The sequence below is a fragment of the Streptosporangium sp. CA-135522 genome (assembly GCF_050949235.1).
In the GTDB taxonomy this organism is placed as follows: Bacteria; Actinomycetota; Actinomycetes; order Streptosporangiales; family Streptosporangiaceae; genus Streptosporangium.
The window spans coordinates 5,040,190-5,064,008 of the sequence record NZ_CP192026.1; the positions used below are offsets into that span (position 1 = coordinate 5,040,190).

A 23,819-nucleotide genomic window follows, 5' to 3' on the forward strand; every position below is an offset into this window, starting at 1 on the left:
CGAAATAGAACGCAATGGAATGACTTAAAGATGAAGGGTCTGCTGTTTATAGGTGCATAAGGCGCTTTCTTCTTTCCAAGCAGATATCCCGCTTCGATTTGGAGAAAAGAAAAGAAGAGAAGACCGAGGGATGCCTTACGAACATCTGAAGACCCCATCATGATGGGAAGTCGATCTCCAGATTTCAAAGGTGGTTCGATGTCGAGCAAGAGACTGATCTTCGCCAGTGCCATGCTGGCGGTCGCCTCGGTCGCGGCCGTTGATGCGTCCGCCTCTGCGGCGTCCTCTGCCGGCACCTCGTCCGGTGGTGAGGGGGTGTATCTGGTGTCGAGTCTGCTGGGGCGCAACGAGGTACCTGGTACCGGCGGTGCCGTGGGCGACCCGGACGGGCGGGCGGTCGAGGTGCTCAAGATCAAGGGCTCGACCGTCACCTACACCCTGCGGTGGGAGGGCATCTCCCCGCCGACCGCGGCCCATATCCACGCGGGCGGAGCGGGAACCAACGGAGACGTGAAGATTCCACTGTTCACGTCGAGGCGGCACGGCCACACGGCGAAAGGCTCGGTGAGGGTCAAGGACCGCGCGTTGCTGGCCGCGCTCGTCTCCAACCCGCTCTCCTTCTATACCAACCTCCACACCAATGAGTTCCGCGGCGGTGCCGTACGAGGCCAACTGCACAAGGTGAGCCAGCCGATCGGCGGAAACCGTCCGGACGTCGATGTCGCCCCCGTTGTCAGGGGCGTGCAGATCTACGCCTGCACCGGGCAGGCCGACGGCACGTTCGCCTTCACCCAGCACGATGTCTCCGCACTGCTCAGGGGCGATATCCGGCACTCGTTCGTGCAGCCGGTCGCGGGGCCGCCGCAGTGGGTCGCGCCGGACGGCAGCGCGGTCACCGGCAGCGTCGTGCTCAGGACGCCCAACGGGGCCGGCAACATCCCCGAGCTTGACCTGCGGGCCACACAGACGGGGGCGGATCGGGGGCGGCTGGCGGACGTCGTCGAGATAATGCGGCTCAACACCGTCGGCGGCATCGCACCCGCGGGCACCTGTGACCCGCAGGCCACCCCGACAGCGGAGGTGCCGTACCAGGCCGACTACGTCTTCATCGGTTAGCCGGTGGTTTGCTGACTCGGGGCCGGCGCTGAAGGAGGTGGGTGGAGAGGCCGCGCTGGCGTCCAAGGGAGCCACCGGCACCGGCTGCAAACTGACCGATGGGCAGCTGATGCACCTGGAGACGGCCCTGGAACAGGGAGCCGCCGCCTATGGGTGGAGTGATCAGCGATGGACGGCTCCGCGGGTCGCCACGTTTCGCTGAGACGTTCCACGTGTCCTATACCGCCCGTGGGGCGGTGTTGGCGATGAACGCCTTGAGCGCGGCCCAGACCACCGCCCCGCGCGGCAGGGCGCGCAGCCGCTCAGCGAGGGCGGCCACCACCCGCCACCGGTCCGGATCGCCCCGGGCCACCGGTTTGGGACGCCGCCAGAGGGCCACCAGGCGCACCCGCCGATACAGCGTATGCCTGCTCAGATGGGGCCGGTTCAGATAGCGCCACAGCCGTGCAACGGTCCACGGTCCTGGCCGGGCCAGCAGGGCGGCGATCCGGCCCATCAGGTGCCGGCCGCCCAGGCGGGGGCGGCCGGGGCGGGGCAGGTCGGCCAGTCCCGCCAGACCGTGGCGGTTGAACCGGCCGATCCATCGGCGCACGGTGGTGGCGTCGTAGTTCAGGAGGTCGGCGATCTGCGCCGCCGGCAGGCCGTGCAGGGACAGCAGGACCATCACCGCGCGGATCGCCGGCCGCCGGTGGCCTCGCAGCTGGGCGTGTAATTGCTCGATCGAGGTGGCGGGGGCTTTGGCGAACAGGATGGGCGGGCGCATACCGACCGCGACCTCGCCGGGTGGACGCTGTGGCAACCTCGATCCAACCCCCGGCGAGGCCCGTGTCAACGCCCTCACGCCCCGGCGATCTCACGTCCGGTTACGCGCAGAACTTCTGGATAGGCGCTTAGCCGTTCGGGGTGTCTCATTTTGCCTCGGAAGGTCGTGGACCGGTCACCGGGAGCCCGGCGGGCACAGCTCCGCCTCCAGCACCTCGGTGAAGATGCCGATCGGGTTGCCCCAGTCGCCGTTGACGTTGCTCACGACCATGCGCTTGCCGTCTCGGCTGCCCATCGCGTACGTCCAGGAGCCGTGGATCATGCCGCCTCCACCCCAGGCCGTCACTCCGCAGGACAGCTTCTGGGAGAAGACGCCGAGCCCGTATGTGGTGTTCGGGATCCACTGCCCGCCCTCGGTCGAGACACTGGTGAACATCTCCTTCTGCTGCGCGGGCGGCAGCAACCGGCCACCCAGCAGCGCCCGGTAGAACGTGTGCAGGTCCCCGGCGGTCGAGACCATGCCGCCGCCCGCCCAGGCCCAGGAGGCGTTCATGTCGGCGACGTCGTAGACCTTGGCGTCGGGCTCGGTCAGCAGGAGCTTCGAGTAGTGCCGTGCGTGCGGTCCGCGCAGCTTCGCCTCGCCGCCCGGCACGTATGTCGCGGTCATGCCGAGTGGACGGGTGATCCGCCGCGCGACCTCCTCGGCATACGACCTGCCGGTGACCTTCTCGATGATCATCCCGGCGAGCACGTAGTTGGTGTTGGAGTAGCCCCAGGCCGTGCCGGGGGCGAAGGACGGCGGGTGGGTCATGGCGACCTTCACCAGTTCCTCGGGACTCATGGTGTCGAAGCGGTGCTCGAGGAAGCCGGGCCCGACGTAGTTGGTGACCATGGTCTTGTCCAGGGTGTAGGCGAAGACGCCGCTGGTCTGGTTGAGCAGCCGCCTGATGGTGATCTTGCTGCCGTCGTGGCCGTTGCCGTGGACCACGCCGGGCAGCCACTTGTCCACGGTGTCGTCGAGACTCAACCGGCCGTCGGCCGCGAGCTTCAGCACCAGGGTCGAGGTGAACGCCTTGGTGATGCTGCCGACACGGAAACGGTCCTGCTGCCGGCGCTCGCGTCCTGTCTCGGTGTCGGCCACGCCCGCCGTGCCGAACCACGCCCCGCCGGTGTCGCGGACGTCAGCGAGGATGCCGGGCATGCCGCCGCCGGTTACGGCCTGGTCAAGCACCCGCTGGACCTCGGTGTGGTCGCCGGCCACCGCCGCCGACGCGCTCACGGTCACCGCCAGTCCGGCGGCGAGCAGGCAGGCGGCGGCTCGGAGGGTTCTAGTCATCATGGGTCGATCGCCCTTTCAGGTCGCGATAGTACGCGTTTGGCTTTCGCAGAAAGCTGCGTTGCGTTCGTTTCTTCCGGACGTCCTCTACGATGTCCGGCGGCGCTTACAGGCGTCTTAGAACGCTCTTCCAGCCGGCACCGGCCGTTGTAAGGGGGCCGCCCAGCGCGGTGTAGGTGGCCGTGAACATCGACGCTGCGGACGGCGAAGCGGCCGGGGCGTCACCGGCGACCAGGTGAGCGACCTTGGCCACCCCTGCCCGGGTGAGCCAGCCGCCGACCTGCTCCAGCATCATGGCGGGGGTGAGCGGATCGGTGTCGATCACCTGGGGTGGGTTCGGGCACAGTACCCATGCCCGGACCGTACGGAGCCTCCGTAGCGGCGGCCAGGCGACAGCGGAGGAAGCTCCCCTGTCGGTCGGGTGGCTGGATCCAGCCGTAGAAGGGCTATCCGCCCCTCGGGTTCAGACTCCACCGGTCATACGGCGCCACCGCCGTTGATCGACCAGTGGGCCCGCCACGAAAGACACTTTGAGGAACCGCAGAAGTTGACGATTCACCCGAGGTAACAAGGCGATCACCGATGGACGACTTGTTGTGAGCCTGGCTACCGGAGGGGGGAGCCCGGCTCGCCCGAGGGGAGGGACGGGATCATGGTCGTCGGCGGATGCCGATCCACGCCCACCCATCTCCCCGCGACGGGAACCGGCGTCGACGTCGCTCCCGGAGGCGGTCCGCGTCTGGGTGCCGAGACCGCCGGCGGCGGCGGCATGGCGGCGGCCTCAGGAAAGCTCCGCGGGCGGATCACCGGCCGGCGAGGGCGGCTCCTTCGGCGGCTCCTCATTCTCTGTGATCAGGTGCAGGGGCAGCACCCCGCCGGCGTTCCACGGGGGCTGAACGAGCCGTTGGGAGAGGTCGTTGAACTCGGCCGCGGCATCGGGACGGCCGTAGGCGGCGGCGCGGCCGAACAGGCTGGCAGCCGCCCAGTCCTCCTCCTTGGCCTGGTGGATCAACGCGAGCCGGTAGGTGGCATCGGCGTGCCCGTGGTCGGCGGCCAGCCGGTAGAAGAACATCGCGATGCTGAGCTGCTTGGGCCCCAGTTCCTGGTAGTGGCGGCCGTAGCTGTAGGCGTGGTGGGTGGTGCGGGCCGGGACCGGCCGGAGAGCCGTAGCCCGGCCCGCGAAGGGGTGCAGCCAAGGTAAGCCCAAAACCCACAATTGCGATCTTGGTTGAGCAGGACGGCGGGTCGTGGTCCGGGCGAGGACGCCTGGGATCAGGCGATGGTGAACGGTCCGTCGACCAGGTACGCCGCCAGCGGACCGGTCATCCGGGACCGTGCCGGCGGGTGCAGGGCCAGCTCGTTGGCGCAGGTGGCGAGGTGGCCGACCTCGTCGGAGGCCGTGGAGTCGAGGTCGCCGAGCAGTTCGACCGCGCGCGGGACCACCCGGGAGAGGGCGTCCTGCACGCAGTACCGGACGTACAGCGAGTGGGCGAGCGTCGACTCGTCCGGGCCGTCGTCGTCGATCCGGCGGGCGAGGCCCTCCGCAGCCGACATCGCGCCCTCGGCCTCCACCAGCAGCCGGACCCGCTCGGACTCGGGCACCCGGTCATCGAGCAGTACCCGCTCGACCAGTGCGCCGGCGGCCCCGAGGTGGCTGCCGGTCATCAGCAGCTGGTACCAGGAGAAGCCCGCACTCAGCAGTACGTCCAGCCGCCCGTCGAGGTCCGAGGTGCGCACCAGCAGCTCCGGCGGAAACAGTACGTCGTCGAGGGTGACCTGCTCACTGTCCGCCCCCGTCTCGCCGACGCTCACACCCTCGCTTTCCGCGGGCACCAGCGCCACCGCCAGTTCCTCGCCCGGGCCGTCCGAGCGGGGAACCATGACACCGGCGATGAGCAGGTCCATCGACCGGGCCAGACTGGGCGGGCGCGTCACCCCGCTGATCCGCACCCCGTCGGGCCCCTCCGTGGCGGTCATCGAGGGGGAGAGGACTCCGCCGTCGGAGCGCTCCTCGGCGAAGCCGAACGCCACGAGGTTGTTGCCGGAGGCCACACCCTCGACAAGCATGAACTTCAGGCCCTCGTCGGTGATCAGACCGGCCAGGGTGGCCATCGAGAAGTGGTGCAGGGTGGTGGCCACGGCCAGCGACGGTGTCCTGCTGCCCAGTGCGCGCTGCACCCGTAGGGCGTCCAGGGCGGTGGCTCCCCGCCCCTGGTAGTCGGTCGGCGCCAGCAGCCCGGGGCCGCCGCTGTCGCGGAAGAGCCCGATGCCGGGGCTATTCGGGTCCTCCAGCTCCATGAGGGGTACCGCCCGCAGGCTCTCGTCCAGCCCGGGCAGCAGCTTCGCCACAGTGGCGCGTTCCCGCTCCAGAAAACGCATGTTCTCTCCCGCTTCCCCTGGGACGACCATCCGGCCGTGGCCCAGGCCGGCTCACAGCGCCCGGGTGGCGCGCAGCAGCTGCCACACCGCCCCGGGGCCGGGGCGGCCCCGGAAGGCAGGGTCCTCGGGCAGCACCGCGTGCGGCGCCCATTTGATCCCTATAAGAACAATTCGGCAATTGCTGGCGGCCTGGCTTTGGTGCCGGGTTTCGTCATCCGCCGGCGCCCGCCGGGCGGGTGCCTTTGAACCCGTGCAGAAAAGCCTCATTGGATCTCGGGGTCTCGTCCGGTTGTTCTATCTTCGGACGATGACTCCGGCATCGACGTCGACATCGACATCGACCCCACGGTGAGTACGGTGAATCACGGCAGCTCCTTTCCTGGACGGTGCCGTCAGTAGATCACCGTTTGGGGGTCGAGGACATGAGCCGTCAGGTCAGCTCTCGGTGCTGTCTCGTGGGGGCCAGGTGCGGGTTGCCCGCCAGGTGGGTGGCCTTGACCGGCGTCTTGTAGGTGGCCGGCCAACCCAGTGGAGCGCCGTCGACGGTCTCCCAGACCGGGATCAGTACCCGTGCGCACGGCCGTGCCGCGGTGGTCATGAAGGCCTGCCCCAGGCGGATCGCCTCACACTCATGAGGCGGCGGCTGACTGGGAAAAGGCCGCTGGCGTGGACCCGAAAGCCGACGTCCGCGCCGCGTGCCGCCTGACGACCACATGTCTCGCCCACTGGCCGTCGCCGTCAGCTGGTCAGCACGCCGTTCGCGGTGATGGATAGGTCCTACGCCATCTGCAGAGTGACGAGCTCGGCGCGGTTGTCGCCGCAGATGGCGCAGGCACTCACCGCCAAGCGGGTGAAGATCCATCACGCGGAGTTCACCGGGACCGGGGCCCGCATCGGGCATGCGCCTGGCTACCCGTGGAGAGTTTCCTGCCGGTTGCGCGCTGAGTGCATGTCCCAAAGGACGTCGGCCAGCTCGGCCGGGTCGGCGGCGGGCAGATCGGGCATGGGGTCGCCCTCAGCCAGGCGCCGCTGGTAGCCGGCCTCGAACGGAGTGCCCAGGATGCGCGCGCCGATGTAGAGCATTCCGACGTAGACGCCCTGGCCGGCGACCTCGCCTGCGAGCGACTGCAGGTAGTTGCGCTGCGCGGCCAGCAGCGGCGGCCACCCGCTCATGTACGGCCGCCCCTCCACGGCAGCGGCCCCCTGAGCGGTGAGGACAGCACCGTCACCCCGCTCGACCATGGTGGGCAGGAACTGGCTGACCAGCGCCATGAGCGTGTACAACGTGATCGGCAAGCGCTCTTGCAGCAACTGCGGGGTGAGCGCGGCTGCGGGCACGAACGCCAGGTCGGCGGGCGCCGGGCCGTAGTACAAGACCGCGGGGTCACCGATCCGCTCGCGGATCCGCCCGGCCAGCGCCGGGACGGCGTCGGCCTGGTCCAGATCGCCGGTGACTGCGTGGGCGGTGACTCCCTCGACGGCCAGTTCCCGGGCCAGCGCCTCCAACGGCTCCGGACGCCGGGCGACCAGGACGACCTCGTACCCCTCCTTCCCGTATCGTCGGGCGATGGCCTGACCGACTCTCGGACCGGTGCCGAACACTGCGATGGATTTCGTCATGACATCGAGCCAACCGCATGCAGCCTGGACGATCCATGGGTGAAGAGCTTGATTGCCTTTGCGAACGTCCAGGATGGGGGAGGTGGACGTGCTGGCCGACCTCCTGCACCGGGCCCGCGTTCACAACGCCCTGGTCCGGCAGCTGATCCAGCGGCCGCCGTGGGGCATGACCTTCGCCGACTCCCCGCCGCTCCCCGTCGCCGCCGCCCTCGGCGGTCACGCCTGGATCCGGCTCGGCGACACCACCCCCGTCCTCCTCGCTGCGGGTGACATCGCCCTCATCACGGCTCCCGGCGGCTACACGATCACCGACGAGCCCGGTACCGCGCCTCAGTTTCTGATCCGCGACGGCCGCAAGTACCTTCACACCGGCACCCCCGCCGACCTCCATCCCACGCTCTCACCCCGCACCTACGGCGACGGCCTCGCCGGCGCCACCGTCATGCTCCGCGGCGCCTACGACCTGCACGGCTCCTCGGCCTCCAGGCTGCTGGCCCTCCTCCCACCCCTGGCAGTCGTCCCCTCGGGCCCCCGCACCCAGCCGGCCCTCGACCTCCTCGCCACCGAAACCGCCCGCGACGAGCCGGGCCAGGAAGCCGTCCTAGCCCGGCTCCTGGATCTGCTCCTGGTGATCACATTGCGGGCCTGGTGCACCGGGCCGCAGGCGTCACCGCCCGCCTGGTACCAGGCGCTGACCGACCCGTCGATCGGCGAGGCGCTACGCCTGCTGCACGACAACCCCGCCCACCGGTGGACGGTCGCCTCCCTGGCCACCAAGGTCGGCCTGTCCCGGGCCGCCTTCGCCCAGCGCTTCACCGCCCTGGTGGGGCAGCCGCCGCTGGGCTACCTCACCGACTGGCGCATGACCATCGCCGCCGACCCGCTCCGCGACACCCAGCAGACCGTGGCCACCGTGGCCCACCAGGTCGGCTACCGTGATCCGTTCGCGTTCAGCGTCGCCTTCAAACGCGCCCGCGGCCACACACCGTCGGCCTGGCGAGGCCCCCTAGCAGAGGTACGGCACGCGGTGAGGACTTGACCACCCACCGCGAGCCGATTCCCTCCGCTTTCCCCTCCGCCCAAAAGCAACCAGACCTGGCTCGGGCTTCAGGCACGACGCATCGGTGATGTCCAACTGCTCCGCCAGGTACTCGGCCACCCCCGTCGGCACCTGCCGGGGGTCGGCCATGAACCGGCCCAAGAACCGCACGCCGGTCAACCGGACCGCGAACCCCAGCCGGTTGTGATCCCGGCGCTTGTCCTGGATCAGCTCCCGGTCGGTGTCGTCCAAGAAGAAGTACCGCTCCAACTCCGCCCGCGACGGCGCCCCCGCGAACGCCCCGTACCCGCTGCCTGCTCATCGGTCAGGAACTCGACCGTGACAACACCCTCCGTAGATGTTCCTCAGCCCCCAACTCCAACGGATGCCTTGTTCACCAAACCGCGATCAAACCCAAGCAGAGGGTCACATCATCCGAGGAAAACCCCTCTGACCAGCAGTTCAGCAGCCCACTGTCCCTTTCTCCCGTACTTGGTCTGCCCCTTCATGAGCCAGTGGCTAGGCGCGCGAAGACGCCAACCTCGTGCTCAGAGTCGGAGGTCACCTCGTACCCGGCGCCGGTGAGCACCTCGGTGAGAGCCTGGAGCTCGACGCCCTCCTCGAGGAGCGCTGCGACGCGGGAGGCGCTCGTCACCTGGTCGGCCCAGGAGTAGTTGCCGTGGAGGTGGTCCGCAGGTCCAGGCCGTGATCGGGGTTGTCGGCATCGAGGCGGCGGTGCCCGATGGTCACTACGACGACCAGGTGGGTTTCCAGGCTGGCCGGGGTGACGCCAGCGGCTTCGACGTGCTTCCGCCGTGTCGGCCTCCTTCTCCCGAACGTGTCCCCGGCCGCCAAGTAGCGGTGCGGTTCTGTTCTCGGAAGGGTCGAGCTGGGATTTCACCCCTGCGTCGCATGTGTTCTCGGAAGCCTTGGCCGTCTCCGCTTCCGAGAACACGATCTTCCTGGAAACCCGCTGACCTGGGCAGACCTGCCTACCTTGGGCTGGGGACATGCTCGGGAGGAGGACCCCTGTCCGACCCGCCCGATAACGATCATGTAGCGTCCGGCCGAACGCGGGCCGCGGGCGGTTGGAATGGAGGACATGCCGTTACTGCCGCGCCGCCCTTCCTCCCGAGCCGATGCGCCTGTCGCTACCGCGAAGGTGGTCCCGCCGCAGTTGCGTACTCCCCGGCCGGCCGCGTGGTGGATCGTGCCGGTCACGCTGCTGGTGGGCGGCGTGGTCGGTGGGCTGGCCTGGCTGTTGCTGGGAGCCGGATGGAGCGTGGCCGAGGCCACCGCCCGCCAGGGCGCGATCCAGACCGCGCTGGCGGCCGGTGCCGGGGTCGGCGCGGCGGTCACGCTGATGCTGGCCTTCCGCCGTCAGCGTCACCAGGAGCACGCCGCGCACGTCACCGCCTACCTGGCCGAGCGCAACGCCGCGCTGGCCGAGCAGGTGGCCGAGCACGCCAAGCACGACGCCACCGAACGCCGGGTGACCGACCTGTACACCAAGGCGGTCGAGCAACTCGGGCACGCAGGCGCCGCCGTCCGCCTGGGCGGCCTGTACGCGCTGGAGCGCCTGGCCCAGGACAACCCCGGCCACCGCCAGACCATCGTCAACGTGATCTGCGCCTACCTACGCATGCCGTACACCCCGCCCGAGCCCGCACCCGCCCCCGATCCCGAGCAGGAGCGCACGGCCGCGCTGCGGGCGGCCCGGCGCCGCTACCAGGCCGCCCGCGCCGGCTTCCCCCTGCCTGCCGAACCCGCACCGCGGCAGGAGGCCGGCGACCGGGAGGGCGAGTTGCAGGTGCGGCTGACCGCCCAACGCATCCTGGCCACCCGCCTGCGCGACGACCGCCCCGCGGACCAGCGCTCCACCCCGGCCTTCTGGGAGGGGATGCGCCTGGACCTGACCGGCGCCACCCTCATCGACTTCGACCTGATCGGCGGCCACGTCACCGAGGCCGTCTTCATCAAGGCGACCTTCACCGGGGACGCCTGGTTCCGCAGGGTGACCTTCACCGGGGGCGCCCGGTTCGACGGGGCGGCCTTCACCGGGGACGCCTGGTTCGACGGGGCGATCTTCACCGGGACCGTCTGGTTCGACAAGGCGACCTTCACCGGGACCGCCCGCTTCCACGGGGCGGCCTTCACCAGGGGCGCCCGGTTCCACAAGGCGGCCTTCACCGGGGACGCCTGGTTCGACGGGGTGGCCTTCACCAGGACCGCCCAGTTCGACGGGGCGGCCTTCACCGGGACCGCCCGCTTCCACGCGGTGACCTTCACCGGGACCGCCCGCTTCCGCGGGGCGACCTTCACCGAGGGCGCCGGGTTCGGCGGGGCTATGGTGATCAACCCTGCGAAGCCTCATGCATGGCCGGACGGGTGGCGAGTGAAGATGACGCCGAAGGGCGGCCACCTGATCCGCGAGGAAGCAGACGGCGTCCCGGCAGGGGAGGACTGACCGCAGGCCGGAGGCGACCCCGAGCCCTACACTGGACAGTGACGTTGGTTCTGTCCGGTTCGGCTCTTTCATGCGTTAGGTCCTTCATGCTGCCAAGGCGTGGTGTGGGTCCGCGATAACGCGAGAGGTAACGCCGGGGGTTACGCGTGCCGTACGGACTCCACCGCAGTCCCGACGAACCGGATCGCGTCCCGCGTCCGGGCGTCGGCCTCCGGTCCCAGGTGTCCAGCGCCTTCGACGAGCCGGAACTCGTGGGCGATGCCGAGTTCGATGAGGACTCCATGCAGATACGCCGCCCCCTCGTGCAGGAGGAACTCGTCGGCGGCACCGCAGTCCACCAGGATCGGAAGCGCGGCGCCGCGAATCCTCTCGGCGTTGGCGCGCGCCCTCCCGTAGACGGAGTTGTCGGCGTAGCCCGATCCGTTCGCCATGGCCCGGTGGAGATCGCCCAGCACGGAGGGGATGCTCGCCTGGGGAACGTCGTCCGGGGTCTCGCCCGGGAACACGGCAGGCGAGATCGCCGCGACCGCCGCGAAACGTTCCGGATCGGCGAAGGCCGCCTTGAGCGCGCCATAGCCGCCCATCGACGCGCCGATCAGGGCCGTTCCGGTGGAGGGACCGTACGTCACCGCAAGATGCTCGGGGAACTCATCGGTGATCAAGGTCTCCCACGAGCTTCCCTCCGGCCAGTCGATGTAGAAACCTCCGGCCGTGGGGGTGCTGGGGCATGCGATCACCGCACGGGGGAACTCGCCTCGCTGGAAGAGGTCTTCGTAGAACGGCCTGGCGAGTTCCAGTGACGCCGATGACGACATCGCGCCGTGGAGGTGGAGGACGAGCGGGAGCTGTTCGCCCTCCTTCCAGTCGGCCGGGAGAAGAACCTGATAGTCGACATCGCTACCGGCTGATGTCGAAGCGAACAGGTCTTTGGTGAGGCGCATGCGTGTGAGTCCTTCTCGCTGCAGGCATTGGGATGGCTCAAAAACTTCCATGATGATAAAATTTCCATCATGGTAAATGATGGTCTCAGGGCACGCAAGCGGGCGGAGACCCGGCACCGCATCTCAGATCGCGCAACGCGGCTGTTCGAGCGCGACGGCTTCGAGAACGTCACATTGGCGCAGGTCGCGGAGGCGGCGGACGTCTCAGTGAAGACCGTGACCAACTACTTCCGGGCGAAGGAAGACCTGTTCTTCGACGCTGAGCCCGCGATCCTCCAGGCCCTTGTCGACGCCCTTCGGCACCGTGCGTCTGCGTCGGTGACGGCCACACTTCGGCCCCTGATCCTCGACGGGCCGCTGCTGGCCGCTCCGTGCCCGTGGAGCGGAGTCGACGCCGACACGTGGAACGCGATGCGGGTCTGGGCCCGATGCGAAGACGACTCTCCGACGCTGAGAACCGGCCGCGCCGCGATCCTCCAGTCGTGGCTGGATCCGCTGGCGGCCGCCAGCGGATCGGCGCCGTGGGCGGCTCTGATGGTCGGCGCTCTGATACTCCGCCATGACCTCCTTCAGCAAGGACTCCTCGGCGAGGCGGAGCCGGCGGAGGTGGAACGGCGGATCAGAGATGTCGCCGGACAAGCGCTCGAGGCCCTCGAACGAGGCTTCAGCGGAATGCTCTGACCAGGCGCCTGACCGTGTCCGCCGTACGCGTGGTGGCCTGGCCGCCGCCCTGCTCACCGTGCCGTCAGCGTCCGCGACCGCCGCCGATCATGCCGCCGACCACGGCGCCGAGCCCACTATCGTCTTGGTACACGGCGGCTTCGCCGACGCCTCCGGCTGGAACGCCGTCATCGAACGGCTCCAGCACGACGGCTACACCACGATCGCCCCCGCCAACCCGCTGCGCGGGCCGCCCGCCGACGCGCCGTACATCAAGAGCGTGCTGAAGTCGATCGACGGCCCGGTCGTGCTGGTCGGCCACTCCTACGGCGGTGCCGTCATCACCAACGCCGCCGCGGGACTCGACAACGTCAAGGCGCTGGTCTACATCGCCGCGTTCGCCTCCGACAAGAGCGAGCAGCTCGGCGTCCTGATCAACAAGTACCCCGGAACCCAGATCCCCACCGCCGTCAAGGAAGTGCCCTATCCGGGCGGCGTCGACCTGTACCTGCGCCCCGACGCGTTCCGCGCCGCGTTCGCCGCCGACCTGCCGGTCTCCACCACCCGCCTGATGCAGGCCACCCAGCGTCCGTTCGCCGCCTCCTCCTTCACCGACACCACCACCGGCGCCGCCTGGCACACCATCCCTTCCTGGGCGCCGGTGGCCACCCAGGACAAGGCCGTCCCGCCGGCTCTGGAGACAGCCCCGTCCGGCGCGCTACGGCCCGGCACCCACACCATCAGCATCCGAGGCGTCCTGCGGCGCTACCCCGTCGCCGGCACCGGACCCGTGTGCCTGGTCCACCCCGGCGGCCCCGGCCTCGGCGGGGAGTACCTGCGCATGCCGCACCTGAAACGACACCTGACGCTGGTCTACCTGGAGCCGATCGGCACCGGCGGATCCGGTCACCTGCCCCGGCCGCGGGACTACCGCATCGACACCTACGCCCAGTTCCTGCACGAGCTCGCCACGCACCTGCAGACGCCGCACCCGTTCCTGATCGGCCACTCCCACGGCGGGTTCGTCGCCCAGCACTACGCGCTGACCCACCCCACCGCCGAGCCCGGCCACGGCCCAGACGGCTGCCAGCGCACCTCATGCCTACTTCGCCCCTGGTGCGGTGATCCTTAACGGCACCCCAAGTACGGGCATGGGCCACGCGCAACCGGCATCGTCGTCCCCGACCGCGGGCCGCGGTCTCGGGGCGCCGGCGGGTACGCCAAGGCGTTGCCTCCGACGGCGCCGCCGCCGGCCGCATCTGGGCGGTCCATGAGCTACGGGACCCGCGTTCAGGAGACCTTCCTCGGGTCGAAGTTGGACCGGCGTTCGCGCACGGCTGCCACGACCTTGGCGACCTGGGCGTCGAAGGCGTCAAGCTGCTCAGCTTCGGCAGCGCTCGCGACGAAGGCGCGTCGATCGCAGGCTGTGCCCGCGCGCCATATCCGCTCGATCGCGCGTGTTGCGGTGATGTCCGTCAACGGGTTACCGGACACGAGGACCAGGTCCGCGCGTTGCCCGGCCGCGACACGTCCTCGGTCGGCGAGGCCGAACACTCGTGCCGGTTCGGTTGTGGCAGCGGCCAGGGCCTGCGCCGGGCTAATGCCGCACCGGACAAGGAGTTCCAGCTCCCGGTGCAGGCTTGCCCCGAACACGGTCCCCGGGTTCGGGGCGTCGGTGCCCGCCAGCAGAGTGACCCCCGCATCGGCCAGTCGCCGCACGTTGTCCTCGGCCCGCGAGTAGGGCGGCATTTCCCGGCCATGCCATCCCGAGGCACCCGAGGTCAACCGGCGTGCCCAGGCGTCCCCGAGCGCCTCAGCGAGCCGCGGATCCCCTACCACTGCTGCGCCACCCGGTTCACCGAGGGTGTTCTCGATGGTGGCCAGCGTCGGACCGACCACGATTCCGGCCTCGGCCATGCGTTCGACCAGGGCCTTGTCCAGCTCGGCGTCCGCGGGGACGTGGGCCACCACGTCGACACCGGCGGACACGACCTCCTCGACACCGGCCGTCGAGCTCACGTGAGCGACGACGACTAAGCCGCGGGCGTGCGCGGCAGTGACCAGTGCCTTGATGGTTTCGGAGTCCAGCGACGGCCATAGACCCCCGGGGCCGGAGATGATCTTCAGATAGTCCGAGCCCTCCGCGATCCGTTCCGCGACGAACTGCTCGGCCTGGCCGGCGGCGGTCAACGTCGGGAACGGGGCGTACATCATCGACGGGTGACCGCCGGGCGCGGTGGCACCGACACCCGAGGAACGCACATCGGCCACGTTTGGACGGGAGCTGGCCTGCTCCTTGGCCCTGGCCACCAGGTCGGGTTTGCTGAACATGTCGAGAACGGTGGTAACGCCGAAGGTCAACGATTGTGCGAGGGCGCCGGGAACGAGGTGCACGTGCGCGTCGATCAGACCGGGAAGCACGGTCCCGCCACCCGCGTCGATCACTTCGTCGCCTTCTTGGGCGGCCGAGGCGGCCGAGCATTTGGTGATCAGCCCGTCAGCGAACCGGACCGAAGTCCAGTCCTGCGACTTCGTCCCGTCGAATACCTTCGCGTTCACGATCGTTGTTGCCGCGGCCACGACGTCCCCCCAAGGGATCCTGAACAACCTGGACAGAAGAGGTTCACCCAATGTGAGGGTCCCCCCGGAGGTCCTCGACCTCGCACGCTCTATTCCAGTCGGTCTCGCCAAGGCCGATCAACGACCGACCCAGCCATGAAACAATCACCAAGAGGAATCGATCGAGGCGAGGAGGGCAGTGGCGATAGAGGTCCGGCAGCTGCGCTATTTCGTCACCGTCGCCGAGTGTGAACACTTCGGCCAGGCCGCGGAGGCCCTGCACATCGTTCAACCTGCGGTAAGCAAGCAGGTCGCGCGGCTGGAACGCGAACTCGGACTGACCTTGTTCGACCGGTCCCACCGTCGGGCCCGGCTCACCCCGGACGGCCAAGCATTCCTTGTCCACGCGCGCCGCGCGCTACGCGGCATCGACCGTGCCGCCGCTGCGGCCGTCGACATCGCCGCCGGTAACACCGGGTTACTGCGCATCGGCAGCAGCATCGTATTCGGCCCTCGTATCGAAGCTGCTCTTGCCGCTGTCCGCGATGCCCACCCCGGCATCACGCTCCAGATGACAAGCTCCGCCTCAACGACCGGCCAGCTCGCCGCCCTCGTCGCTAACGACCTCGATGCCGCGTTCGTGGCGGCGCCACCGGCCACCCCGGGCGTGCGGGTTCATCACCTCTGGGACGAGCCGCTACTCCTGGCCGTCCCCGCCGTATACGCCCGCACCGCCGGCAACCTCGCCACGCTCGCTGAGCTCCCCCTGGCCCGATCCGCCCGCGCAGATAACCCCGGCATCTACGACCTGATTACGGACGCCTGCCAAGCGGCCGGGTTCACCCCCCGCGTGGGGCCGACTCTGACCCGACTCCAAGACCTCCTTGCCGGACCCGTTGCCTCCGGAGGGTGCTGGACCCTGCTCCCCGCCGGCGTCGTCTCGCAAGACTTCACCGCCGTCGCCCTCATCCAGCCCAACCCACCGATCCGCGTCCCCGCCGCACTCGCACTACCCGACCCCCCACGCCGCGCCTCCGCGCTGAGCCTGCTCACCGCTGCACAGACCAGCACAGCAAGCAAGCAGGCACCTGCGAACGGTAATTGACTCTGCAACTACCGTTCGTGGTTGCCGGCAGATCGTGGTTGCCAGCAGATAGGCCAGCTCCACGATGAGCGGGCCACCTGCTCAGACTCAGTGACGCCAACATTCGCCGACATGCCCCTACCCGAACACCTGAACGACGTCGGGATTAACCGACATTCGACGTCAGAGTTCAGGTTCTGGCTCAAAGTCCGTGAAACCAGTGGATCCGGGCGACCGAAGGCTGTCTGCCTGGTCTGTCGGCGCAGGACATGGTGATCCGCCTGCGGGACCGTCAGAGTCCTTCACGAAATGTGCGCCAGACCGGAGCTCACCGTCAAAGCCACAGCGGCTACCTGCTGACCGTGCTGGGTTTGCTGCACCGCCGCCAGATCATCGCCGCGCTGGGCACCGACATCGACCCCGCGGCGCTGGCAGCTGGGCGACGGTCCCCGCGCCGACGCCTCGTTCCGGATCGGCGCCCGAACCGTCGGCCTGTTCCGCGCCCGGCCCGCTCCAGCCCACTGACCGTCCGGCCGACGTCCCCACACCCGCATCAGAACGGCCGGTGGCGATAACCCAGAGCCCCACGGCTCGCTAACTCCACTGGCCGTTCGGTTACTGCTCAAGCCCCGTGAGCCCCGGCAGCTCCAGCGACGTCTCGATCAGACGCTCCAGCGCCACGTTGATCAGGTCTGGCGGGTTGTTCTTCGGCCTCGGGGAACATCGGTACAGCGGTTATCGGTGAGAACGATCATGGTCGGCTAGCACAGTGATCCACTTCGCGGCTGGGGTTCGGTGAAACGCCTCCGGGCCTGCTCCAGGGCTGGCTACGGTCCGGCTCGTGCCGGTGGAATTTCTGAGTGATGAGCAGGCCGAGGCGTACGGGACGTTCGCCGAGGAGCCGACCAGGCCCGAGTTGGAGCGGTTCTTCTTCCTGGACGACGTGGACCGGGATCTGATCGCGCTGCGGCGGACGGAGCATCACCGGCTAGGGTTCGCGCTCCAGATGTGCACGGTGCGGTACGTCGGCCTGTTTCCGGAGGACCAGCTCGCGGTGCCGTGGTCGGTGGTCGAGCACCTGGCCGCACAGCTCGATGTCGAGGACCCGTCGGTGGTCAAGCGGTACACGGAGCGGCGTCAGACGCTGTACGACCACGCGTGGGAGATCCGGGATGCCTACGGCTACCACCCATACGAGGACGCGGGGTGGGGCCGGTGGTTCCGTACGTTCCTGCACGGGCGGGCGTGGACGCACGCGGAGGGGCCGAAGGCGTTGTTCGACCATGCGGTGGGGTGGCTGCGCCGTCACCGGGTTCTGCTGCAGGGGGTGTCGGTGCTGGCCCGGCAGGTGTCGGAGGCGCGGAAGGTCGCGGAGAAGCGGCTGCACGCCACGATGGTGGTCGACCCGGTCGACGACACCTACCGCCGGCAGATGAACCGGCAGCTCACCGTGCAGGAATCCCGCCACAAGCTCGCCCGCGACGTGTGCCACGGCAAGCGCGGCACCATCCACCAGGCGTACCGCGACGGCATGGAGGACCAGCTCGGCGCGCTCGGCCTGGTCCTCAACGCCATCGTGCGGTGGACGACGAAGTACATCGCCGTCGCCGTCGCCCTGCACCCCCTGCGTGATCCAGACGCGCCGGAGCTGGACGAGGACGACGACGGAGGCGGGCAGGACTAGGACCTGTCTGCCCACCGGGTCCTGCGGTCAGGTGGCGGGGCGGGCGCCGGGGGTATGGCCGAAGGTTCGGCGGAAGACGTCGATGAAGGTGCTGGCGGATGACCAGCCGCAGCGGTGGGCGACAACGGTGACGGGGATGTCGTCGGCAAGGAGGATCAGGGCGTGGTGGAGCCTGATCTGGGTGCGCCACTGGGGGTAGGTGAGGCCGAGGTCGTCGCGGAGGCGGCGAGACAGCGTGCGGGCGCTGGCGCCGATCTGGCGTCCGAGGTCGTCGAGGGAACGGTTGTCGGCCGGGTCCGCGCGCAGGACGTCGTGCAGTTGTCGGAGCAGGGGGTCGGTGGGGACCGGCAGGTGCAGGGGCTGTTCGGGGGAGAGGGCGAGCTGGTCGAGCGTGACGGCTCGCAGGCGTAGATGGGGTGGGCTGTCGTCGTCGGGGTCGCGGGTGTAGGCGACGATGAGTTCGCGCAGGAGGGGGCTGACGGCGAGGACAGCGGGTTTGTCCAGGCGGAGGGGGTTCTCGGTGGCGGGCAGGCCGACGAGGTGGAGGTCGAGTTCGCCGTGGGCCTGGTGCTGGTGGACGGTGCCGGCGGGGATCCAGATCGCGCGGGTGGCGGGGGCGGCCCAGGAACCGGCGTCGGTGGTCACCGCGATGGTGCCCTTGCTGGCGTAGGCGATCTGGTGGTCGTCGTGCCGGTGCGCGTCGATCTCACCACCGGACGCCAGACGCTGGGTCCGGGTCGGTGCAACGGATTCGTGGCGGATTTTCTGCATTGCCTGTCAATCTATCGAAAGCGCGACACCGGGTGGTTCTCCCAGCATGGGAGGGGTGCGAAGGAATACATCGATCTCCCTGCTGGCCGTGGGGCACGCCTGTGTCGACATCTACCAGGGCGCCGTCGCGGCGCTGATCCCGTTCTTCGTGGCCGAACGGGACTACACCTACGCGGTGGCCTCCGGCATCGTGCTGGCCGCGTCCCTGCTGTCCTCGGTGGCCCAGCCGGTGTTCGGGGCGCTCACCGACCGGTGGGCGATGCCGTGGCTGCTGCCCGTCAGCACCCTGCTGGGCGGCGTGGGCATCGCCCTGAGCGGCCTGAGCGGCTCCTACGGGCTCACCCTGTTCTTCGTCGCCGTCTCCGGGATCGGCGTGGCCGCCTATCACCCGGAGTCCGCCCGCGTGGCCCGGCTGGCCAGCGAAGGCAGCCACAGCGCGATGAGCTGGTTCTCCCTCGGCGGCAACATCGGCTTCGCGCTCGCCCCGCTCATGGTGTCGGCCGCGATCGGACACGGCTCCCTGCGCTGGACACCCGTCCTCGTCCTGCCCGCACTCGCCGGCGCCGCCCTGTGCGTACCCGTCCTTCGGATGCTCGCCCGACCCCAGACCGGCACGACCAAGACACAGATCCCGCGGGACGCCGATGATGTGGCCTCGTTCGTGAAGCTGTCCCTGGCGGTCGTCTTCCGCTCCATCGTCTTCACCGGCCTGAGCACCTTCATCTCCCTCTACGCCCAGCAGCGCATGCAGGGCAGCACCACTGCGGGGACCGTCGCCCTCTTCCTGCTGTTCCTGGGCGGTGCGGTCGGCTCGGTCCTGGGCGGGGCCCTGGCCAACCGCTACGACCGCGTCCGCGTCTCCCGCTGGTCCTACCTGCTCTCCATCGCCGCCGTCACCGGAGTGATCTACACACCCGGCCCGGCCATGTTCCTCTTCGTGGCCCTCACCTCTGCCGGCCTGTACGTCCCCTTCTCCCTCCAGGTCACCCTCGGCCAGGACTACCTGCCCTCCCGCGTCGGCACCGCCAGCGGCGTCACCCTCGGCCTCACCGTCAGCATCGGCGGCCTCATCAGCCCCCTGCTGGGACACCTCGCCGACTCCACCGCCCTCAAGACCGCCCTCACCCCCCTGATCGCCATGCCCGCCCTGAGCTGGCTCCTCTTCCGCGCCCTGCCCGAACCCACCACCCCCAAGCCCCAAGCCGCCACACCCGCGCCCGCATCCGCATCCGCACGGCAAGACGCGTAGACCCGCACGGACCAATGAGCACGCGTATGGCCTGCGCGGCGGACGAAGACCTATCCGGGCTCCGGCTCGCTTCCCTCATCGGCCGGTTCGGTGAGCTTGTCCGAGATCCTTTGCCGGACAAGGCTTACGGGTAGCCGACCAGGGCGGTGATGAGCTTGCGGGCCCTCGCCAAGCCAGGCTCTGAAGCTGACGCCTGCTCACAACATGCGATTAGCCGCCAAGTAGCCGATCAAGGGTGCCGGGATTAGGCGACAGGGCGCTGATCACTCTGCGGGCCGGCGCCTTCATTCTTGCGGTGCTACTCGCGACGGCCATCGGTCCCCGATGTCCGGCCGCTTTCAGGCGGCGCTGATCGGCGCCGGGTTCTCGGGGAGCTGCCAGCTGCCGCCGCGGTCCTCCTTCGAAAAGCGCGCGGCGAGATCGGGAACGTGCAGGAAGCAGGCCAGTGCGGTGGCGGCCTGGAAGGCGTCGATCGCACGCTGGGTCATCGGCATGCCCAGGCGCAGGAGACGCGGATTCACTTCGCCCTGGATCTCGTCGATGAAGGGCCGCAGCACGCTGTCGTAGTTCGCCAGTGCGGTCGGCAGGTCGCCCGGGTGCCGGTTGATCTCGCCGGCCAGGACGTAGGCGCCCACCAGACCGCCGGAGATGCCCATGCCGCTGTAAGGGGAGGCACAGTGGGCGGCGTCGCCGGCAAGGACCGCGCGGCCCTTGGACCAGGTGTCGGTTCGGACCTGGACGATCTCCTGGGAGTAGAAGAAGGGGCTCGTCTGCATGCCATTGATGAAGCGCTCGGTCTGCCAGCCTGCGTCGCGGAACCTGCTCGCCCAGAACTTCTGCTGGTGCTCGACGGGTTCCCGGTGGATCGCCGAGGCTTCCTCGGATTCCTCCCGCATCACGAAGTACACCTGCGTTTCGGTCGGGTTGTGGCTGCGGCGCATGATCTGGCGGCCACCCGGGACCATGTAGGTGTCCCGGATGTTGCTGTCGGACGCGATGCGCGGGATGAACCAGTAGGCCATGTGGATGCCGACCCGCCAGTACGGGTCGCAGCCCGCAGGAAGAATCGCCCGCCGGATGTGCGATCCCTGCCCGTCCGCGCCGACCAGGAGGTCGAACTCGCCGGAGGACCCGTCGGAGAAGTGCGCGATGACCTTCTGTTCGTCCTGTTCGAAGCCGTCCACGCTCACGCCGAAGACGTACTCGGTGTCGTCCTTCGACGCGTCGTGCAGGATGCGTACCAGGTCACCGCGCATGATCTCGTACTCGGAGGTGAGGGTCTGCCGGCCCTGGCCGGAGGTGTTGGCCATGATCGTCGCCTTGGACCTGCCGCGCGCATCGACGAAGGCGACACCCGCCTCGTCCACCAACTTGCCGCGGACGGCGTCAAGAAGCCCCATCCGCTCGACGGCCTCAATGCCCTGTCCCCGGAGGTCGACCTGCGCCCCGGTGGCCCGCAACGCCGGAAAGCGTTCGACGACGGTCACCGTATGGCCGCCCCGCGTGAGCCAGAAAGCCAGCGCCTGGCCCGCTATCCCGCCGCCGGCAACAAGGACCCGCAGGGGGTGCACTCCCAATCCGTTGGCCATGCCCATCACCCCAAAAAATCTATCAGTGAATGATTCCTCTCCAGAGTCATCTATCGGTGATAGATTTGTCAACGTGACCAAGGTGAACCGTGAGATCGTCGTCTCCGAAGCGCTCGACCTGCTCGACGAAGTCGGGCTGGACACGGTCAGTACGCGGCGGCTGGCGAAGCGGCTGGGCGTCGAACAGCCCTCGCTCTACTGGTACTTCCGCACCAAGAAGGAACTCCTCGCCGCCATGGCGGAGGCGGCGATGGCGCCGCATGCGGCCGCCCCGCTGCCGACGCCCGACGACGACTGGCGCGACTGGTTCCTGGACAACACGCGAAGCTTCCGGCGCACCCTGCTGATGCGCCGGGACGGCGCACGCCTCCACGCAGGAAGCACCCCTGCCAACGACCTCGACCGGATCCGCCGCAAGATGGACTTCCTGGTCACCTCCGGAGTGCCTGAGCGGGGCGCGCAGATGGCGATGCTGGCTGCCGGCCGTTTCACGGTCGGCAGCGTCCTGGAGGAACAGGCGGACGCCGACTCCGGCGACGGCTCGGATCCACCGGCGAACATGCCTGTGATCGACCACGAGTCGGCGTTCGAGGCCGGCCTGACCCTTATCTTGGACGGTCTGGTGCACCGCACCGCAATGTGGGCGGCCTCCCTGTCCGCAAACGATCGTTTGACGACAGGCAGGCGACACGTCCAATGAACCCGTGCGATCCCGGGGTTCGCGGCTGAACCCGTGCGATCCCGGGGTTCGCGGCGGCCCGAATCCAATCAGATCCGATGGTGATTGATGACAGGGTTTGACGACAGATGGGGTCCATTCCTCCGTACGGAAGGGGCCCCTCGGTGGCGAACCTGGTCTACAAGCGGGTCTCGACCGACCAGCAGTCGACCGCCCGGCAGAACCTCGTCCTTCACGAGGCCGGCATCGAGGACCCGGTCGTCTTCGAGGAGGACCCCGGCACCTCCAGCCGCCTCCACTCCCTCCAGCGGCCGAAGTTCCGCGCGCTCCTCGGCCACGCCCGGCCGGGCGACACCATCCACATCTCCGAGATGTTCCGCCTCGTACGCGGCACCGGACACATCCTCGACGTCCTCCACCGCGACCGGCTCGCCCTGCGCATCCACGACGGCGCGTTCTCCGCCATGGACCTCACCGCCCGCCACCCCCGCACCGGCGAGCTGCTGTCCATTGTGAAGTTCATGGTCCAGACCCTCGCCACCGCCGGCGAACTCCAACGAGACCTCCAGCGCGAGCTCACCTACGACGGACTGCGCGCCGCCGAGGCCAAGGGCAGCAAGTGTGGACGCCGCCCCGGCCGACAAGCTCGGCGACGTGCGCGCCGCGTACCTGGAGAACCGCACCATCGCCGCCCTCACCCGCGACCACACAGTCAGCCGCGGCGCCATCCGCACCGCCGTCGCCGACCTCCTGCCCAACCGCACCGCCACCGAGGAGGACGCCCCCGCCCCGGAGCCGGCGGTCACCCTCGACATGCCCGGCAAGGTCACCGACTTCCTCCGCACAGCCGAGCTGGAGCCCGCCGATCCTTCCAGCGTGGCCTCACGAATTGCTTCCCGCTCGGTTTCGGCCATGGCGGCGAAGAACGCGAACAGCATCCGGCCGGGCCCTGCCGGATCGTAGATCCCGGCGAGTGGCCCGGCGAGCATCTCCAGGACCAGGCCGTGCGCGGTGAGGTGGTCGGGCCAGGACGGTGAGCTCGCCGGCGTCGCGGCCGAGCCGCTTCATCTCGTACACGGTGAGGATGACGCGGCAGTGTGGGGCAGGGGCCTTGATCTGCCGGGCGGTGGCGAGGGCCTTTTCGAACTCGGGCCGGACTTGAGGTGTGTTGGTGATCTTCTCTCGGAGTCGGGCTCATTTATGAGAAAACCCGCCCTCCTGATCGTCACGCACCGCTTCCTTGCAGCCGCTGACGCACTCGGGGAAGGGACTGGGGAACAATGGCGGACACCCCGGAACAGGATGTACGATCCGGATCAGCGTCTCGGGACGCAGCCGGTCCGCGGAAAGGGCTCAGCCCACCCGAGCCTCAGCATGCTGGTCATAGTGCTATTCCTCCTTTTCGGCCCGGAGATGCGGACGTCGGGCAGTATCCGAAAGGGAGGTCTCCGTGGTGAACCGCCTGCCCGAAAACCCCAGCCTTGACCACCTGAAGAACGAGGCTAAGCAACTGTTGCGCGGTGTGCGTGCGGGCGAGGCCCGCGCGCTCGCGACGGCCGGAGGGTGGCTGCGTCCGGTGCCACTGCCGGAATCGCCGTCGGACCTGCGGTTGGCCGATGCGCAACTGATCGTGGCCCGCAAGTACGGCTTCACGAGCTGGTCCCAGCTGCGGGCCCACCTGAAGATGGTGGGCACGTTCGCGCGCCGGCCACTCACGGTGGGCCCCTCGGCCGATCCCGCAACCGAGTTCCTGCGGCTGGCCTGCCTGACCTACGAGGGACCCCCGAGCGCCGAGGCTGCGGTGCGGCTGCTGGCCGCCCATCCCGAGATAGCCGACGCGTCGGTCTGTACGATGGCGGCAGTAGGCGACGCCGCGGGATAGCT

The 23,819-nt window shown here is 69.1% G+C and carries 24 protein-coding genes and 2 pseudogenes; 14 read left to right on the forward strand and 12 right to left on the reverse strand.

Annotated features, from left to right (window positions below):
• Positions 1 to 198: 198 nt before the first annotated feature.
• Complete coding sequence (locus tag ACQPYK_RS23660) at positions 199 to 1,116, forward strand: CHRD domain-containing protein (RefSeq protein WP_433258484.1); 918 nt, start codon at positions 199 to 201, stop codon at positions 1,114 to 1,116.
• A 37-nt stretch (positions 1,117 to 1,153) separates the two neighbouring features.
• Positions 1,154 to 1,318 (forward strand): hypothetical protein, encoded by a 165-nt coding sequence (locus tag ACQPYK_RS23665; RefSeq protein WP_433258486.1) that lies wholly within the window; start codon positions 1,154 to 1,156, stop codon positions 1,316 to 1,318.
• A gap of 60 nt (positions 1,319 to 1,378) precedes the next feature.
• Here the strand turns inward: ACQPYK_RS23665 and ACQPYK_RS23670 are convergent.
• From ACQPYK_RS23670 to ACQPYK_RS23700, 7 genes and pseudogenes are all read right to left on the reverse strand, one after another.
• Positions 1,379 to 1,879: pseudogene (locus tag ACQPYK_RS23670) on the reverse strand (helix-turn-helix domain-containing protein); the annotation flags it as partial.
• 174 nt (positions 1,880 to 2,053) lie between these two features.
• Positions 2,054 to 3,217: a serine hydrolase domain-containing protein gene (locus tag ACQPYK_RS23675; protein WP_433258488.1), complete on the reverse strand. Its 1,164-nt coding sequence runs from the start codon at positions 3,215 to 3,217 to the stop codon at positions 2,054 to 2,056.
• A 103-nt stretch (positions 3,218 to 3,320) separates the two neighbouring features.
• Positions 3,321 to 3,539, reverse strand: coding sequence for a hypothetical protein (locus tag ACQPYK_RS23680; RefSeq protein ID WP_433258489.1), 219 nt, complete (start codon positions 3,537 to 3,539; stop codon positions 3,321 to 3,323).
• Positions 3,540 to 3,995: 456 nt separating this feature from the next.
• Entirely contained in the window at positions 3,996 to 4,421 is a 426-nt protein-coding gene (locus ACQPYK_RS23685; RefSeq protein WP_433258490.1) for a hypothetical protein, read from the reverse strand.
• 65 nt (positions 4,422 to 4,486) lie between these two features.
• On the reverse strand, positions 4,487 to 5,593 hold the full coding sequence (locus ACQPYK_RS23690; protein WP_433258492.1) for a hypothetical protein: 1,107 nt from the start codon (positions 5,591 to 5,593) through the stop codon (positions 4,487 to 4,489).
• Between the two features lie 430 nt (positions 5,594 to 6,023).
• Positions 6,024 to 6,191 (reverse strand): hypothetical protein, encoded by a 168-nt coding sequence (locus ACQPYK_RS23695; protein WP_433258493.1) that lies wholly within the window; start codon positions 6,189 to 6,191, stop codon positions 6,024 to 6,026.
• Between the two features lie 311 nt (positions 6,192 to 6,502).
• Positions 6,503 to 7,213 (reverse strand): SDR family NAD(P)-dependent oxidoreductase, encoded by a 711-nt coding sequence (locus ACQPYK_RS23700; protein ID WP_433258495.1) that lies wholly within the window; start codon positions 7,211 to 7,213, stop codon positions 6,503 to 6,505.
• A gap of 52 nt (positions 7,214 to 7,265) precedes the next feature.
• Between ACQPYK_RS23700 and ACQPYK_RS23705 the strand changes: the two genes are divergently transcribed.
• Positions 7,266 to 8,252 (forward strand): AraC family transcriptional regulator, encoded by a 987-nt coding sequence (locus tag ACQPYK_RS23705; RefSeq protein ID WP_433258497.1) that lies wholly within the window; start codon positions 7,266 to 7,268, stop codon positions 8,250 to 8,252.
• Here ACQPYK_RS23705 and ACQPYK_RS23710 read toward each other — a convergent pair.
• Complete coding sequence (locus ACQPYK_RS23710) at positions 8,220 to 8,522, reverse strand: DUF4158 domain-containing protein (protein ID WP_433258499.1); 303 nt, start codon at positions 8,520 to 8,522, stop codon at positions 8,220 to 8,222. The two genes, ACQPYK_RS23705 and ACQPYK_RS23710, sit on opposite strands and share 33 nt — an antisense overlap.
• Before the next feature lie 274 nt (positions 8,523 to 8,796).
• Here ACQPYK_RS23710 and ACQPYK_RS23715 point away from each other — a divergent pair, with 274 nt between their 5' ends.
• Positions 8,797 to 8,961 carry a hypothetical protein gene (locus tag ACQPYK_RS23715; RefSeq protein WP_433258501.1) on the forward strand — a complete coding sequence of 55 codons (165 nt, stop codon included), beginning with the start codon at positions 8,797 to 8,799 and terminating at the stop codon, positions 8,959 to 8,961.
• A gap of 468 nt (positions 8,962 to 9,429) precedes the next feature.
• Complete coding sequence (locus tag ACQPYK_RS23720; protein ID WP_433258503.1) at positions 9,430 to 10,719, forward strand: pentapeptide repeat-containing protein; 1,290 nt, start codon at positions 9,430 to 9,432, stop codon at positions 10,717 to 10,719.
• Positions 10,720 to 10,859: 140 nt separating this feature from the next.
• Here the strand turns inward: ACQPYK_RS23720 and ACQPYK_RS23725 are convergent, their stop codons facing one another.
• The gene (locus ACQPYK_RS23725) at positions 10,860 to 11,660 is read right to left on the reverse strand and encodes an alpha/beta hydrolase (protein WP_433258505.1); all 801 of its coding nucleotides are present in this window, start codon (positions 11,658 to 11,660) and stop codon (positions 10,860 to 10,862) included.
• 27 nt (positions 11,661 to 11,687) lie between these two features.
• Here ACQPYK_RS23725 and ACQPYK_RS23730 point away from each other — a divergent pair, with 27 nt between their 5' ends.
• Positions 11,688 to 12,341, forward strand: a complete 654-nt coding sequence (locus tag ACQPYK_RS23730; protein WP_433258506.1) for a TetR/AcrR family transcriptional regulator — start codon at positions 11,688 to 11,690, stop codon at positions 12,339 to 12,341.
• Between the two features lie 58 nt (positions 12,342 to 12,399).
• Positions 12,400 to 13,452, forward strand: coding sequence for an alpha/beta fold hydrolase (locus ACQPYK_RS23735; protein WP_433258508.1), 1,053 nt, complete (start codon positions 12,400 to 12,402; stop codon positions 13,450 to 13,452).
• Positions 13,453 to 13,610: 158 nt separating this feature from the next.
• Here ACQPYK_RS23735 and ACQPYK_RS23740 read toward each other — a convergent pair whose 3' ends face one another.
• Positions 13,611 to 14,879 carry an amidohydrolase family protein gene (locus ACQPYK_RS23740; protein ID WP_433258509.1) on the reverse strand — a complete coding sequence of 423 codons (1,269 nt, stop codon included), beginning with the start codon at positions 14,877 to 14,879 and terminating at the stop codon, positions 13,611 to 13,613.
• 199 nt (positions 14,880 to 15,078) lie between these two features.
• Here ACQPYK_RS23740 and ACQPYK_RS23745 point away from each other — a divergent pair, with 199 nt between their 5' ends.
• Both ACQPYK_RS23745 and ACQPYK_RS23750 read left to right on the forward strand, forming a co-directional pair.
• Entirely contained in the window at positions 15,079 to 15,984 is a 906-nt protein-coding gene (locus ACQPYK_RS23745) for a LysR family transcriptional regulator (RefSeq protein ID WP_433258511.1), read from the forward strand.
• Between the two features lie 820 nt (positions 15,985 to 16,804).
• Positions 16,805 to 17,647, forward strand: a complete 843-nt coding sequence (locus tag ACQPYK_RS23750; RefSeq protein WP_433258513.1) for a DUF4158 domain-containing protein — start codon at positions 16,805 to 16,807, stop codon at positions 17,645 to 17,647.
• Between the two features lie 27 nt (positions 17,648 to 17,674).
• Here the strand turns inward: ACQPYK_RS23750 and ACQPYK_RS23755 are convergent, their stop codons facing one another.
• Positions 17,675 to 18,418 carry an AraC family transcriptional regulator gene (locus ACQPYK_RS23755; protein ID WP_433258515.1) on the reverse strand — a complete coding sequence of 248 codons (744 nt, stop codon included), beginning with the start codon at positions 18,416 to 18,418 and terminating at the stop codon, positions 17,675 to 17,677.
• Positions 18,419 to 18,473: 55 nt separating this feature from the next.
• On the opposite strand from ACQPYK_RS23755, the gene ACQPYK_RS23760 reads away from it, so the two are divergent.
• Positions 18,474 to 19,667: an MFS transporter gene (locus ACQPYK_RS23760; protein ID WP_433258516.1), complete on the forward strand. Its 1,194-nt coding sequence runs from the start codon at positions 18,474 to 18,476 to the stop codon at positions 19,665 to 19,667.
• Positions 19,668 to 20,005: 338 nt separating this feature from the next.
• Here ACQPYK_RS23760 and ACQPYK_RS23765 read toward each other — a convergent pair whose 3' ends face one another.
• A complete protein-coding gene (locus tag ACQPYK_RS23765) occupies positions 20,006 to 21,256 on the reverse strand; it encodes an FAD-dependent monooxygenase (RefSeq protein ID WP_433258517.1) in 1,251 nt (416 codons plus the stop codon).
• Positions 21,257 to 21,329: 73 nt separating this feature from the next.
• Here ACQPYK_RS23765 and ACQPYK_RS23770 point away from each other — a divergent pair, with 73 nt between their 5' ends.
• The 4 genes and pseudogenes from ACQPYK_RS23770 to ACQPYK_RS23785 all read left to right on the forward strand — a co-directional run bounded on the left by ACQPYK_RS23770 (position 21,330) and on the right by ACQPYK_RS23785 (position 23,817).
• Complete coding sequence (locus ACQPYK_RS23770) at positions 21,330 to 21,956, forward strand: TetR/AcrR family transcriptional regulator C-terminal domain-containing protein (RefSeq protein WP_433258519.1); 627 nt, start codon at positions 21,330 to 21,332, stop codon at positions 21,954 to 21,956.
• A 107-nt stretch (positions 21,957 to 22,063) separates the two neighbouring features.
• Positions 22,064 to 22,492: pseudogene (locus tag ACQPYK_RS23775) on the forward strand (recombinase family protein); the annotation flags it as partial.
• Between the two features lie 64 nt (positions 22,493 to 22,556).
• Positions 22,557 to 22,898, forward strand: coding sequence for a hypothetical protein (locus ACQPYK_RS23780; RefSeq protein ID WP_433259163.1), 342 nt, complete (start codon positions 22,557 to 22,559; stop codon positions 22,896 to 22,898).
• 487 nt (positions 22,899 to 23,385) lie between these two features.
• Positions 23,386 to 23,817, forward strand: coding sequence for a hypothetical protein (locus ACQPYK_RS23785; protein ID WP_433258521.1), 432 nt, complete (start codon positions 23,386 to 23,388; stop codon positions 23,815 to 23,817).
• Positions 23,818 to 23,819 lie beyond the last annotated feature (2 nt).

What these genes read in the sequence shown, in the direction of transcription:
- ACQPYK_RS23690 (WP_433258492.1), bottom strand. Translation starts at nt 5,593, where the DNA reads ATGCGTTTTCTGGAGCGGGAACGCGCCACTGTGGCGAAGCTGCTGCCC.
- ACQPYK_RS23700 (WP_433258495.1), bottom strand. Translation starts at nt 7,213, where the DNA reads ATGACGAAATCCATCGCAGTGTTCGGCACCGGTCCGAGAGTCGGTCAG.
- ACQPYK_RS23765 (WP_433258517.1), bottom strand. Translation starts at nt 21,256, where the DNA reads ATGGCCAACGGATTGGGAGTGCACCCCCTGCGGGTCCTTGTTGCCGGC.
- ACQPYK_RS23675 (WP_433258488.1), bottom strand. Translation starts at nt 3,217, where the DNA reads ATGATGACTAGAACCCTCCGAGCCGCCGCCTGCCTGCTCGCCGCCGGA.
- ACQPYK_RS23755 (WP_433258515.1), bottom strand. Translation starts at nt 18,418, where the DNA reads ATGCAGAAAATCCGCCACGAATCCGTTGCACCGACCCGGACCCAGCGT.
- ACQPYK_RS23660 (WP_433258484.1), top strand. Translation starts at nt 199, where the DNA reads ATGTCGAGCAAGAGACTGATCTTCGCCAGTGCCATGCTGGCGGTCGCC.
- ACQPYK_RS23695 (WP_433258493.1), bottom strand. Translation starts at nt 6,191, where the DNA reads ATGACCACCGCGGCACGGCCGTGCGCACGGGTACTGATCCCGGTCTGG.
- ACQPYK_RS23725 (WP_433258505.1), bottom strand. Translation starts at nt 11,660, where the DNA reads ATGCGCCTCACCAAAGACCTGTTCGCTTCGACATCAGCCGGTAGCGAT.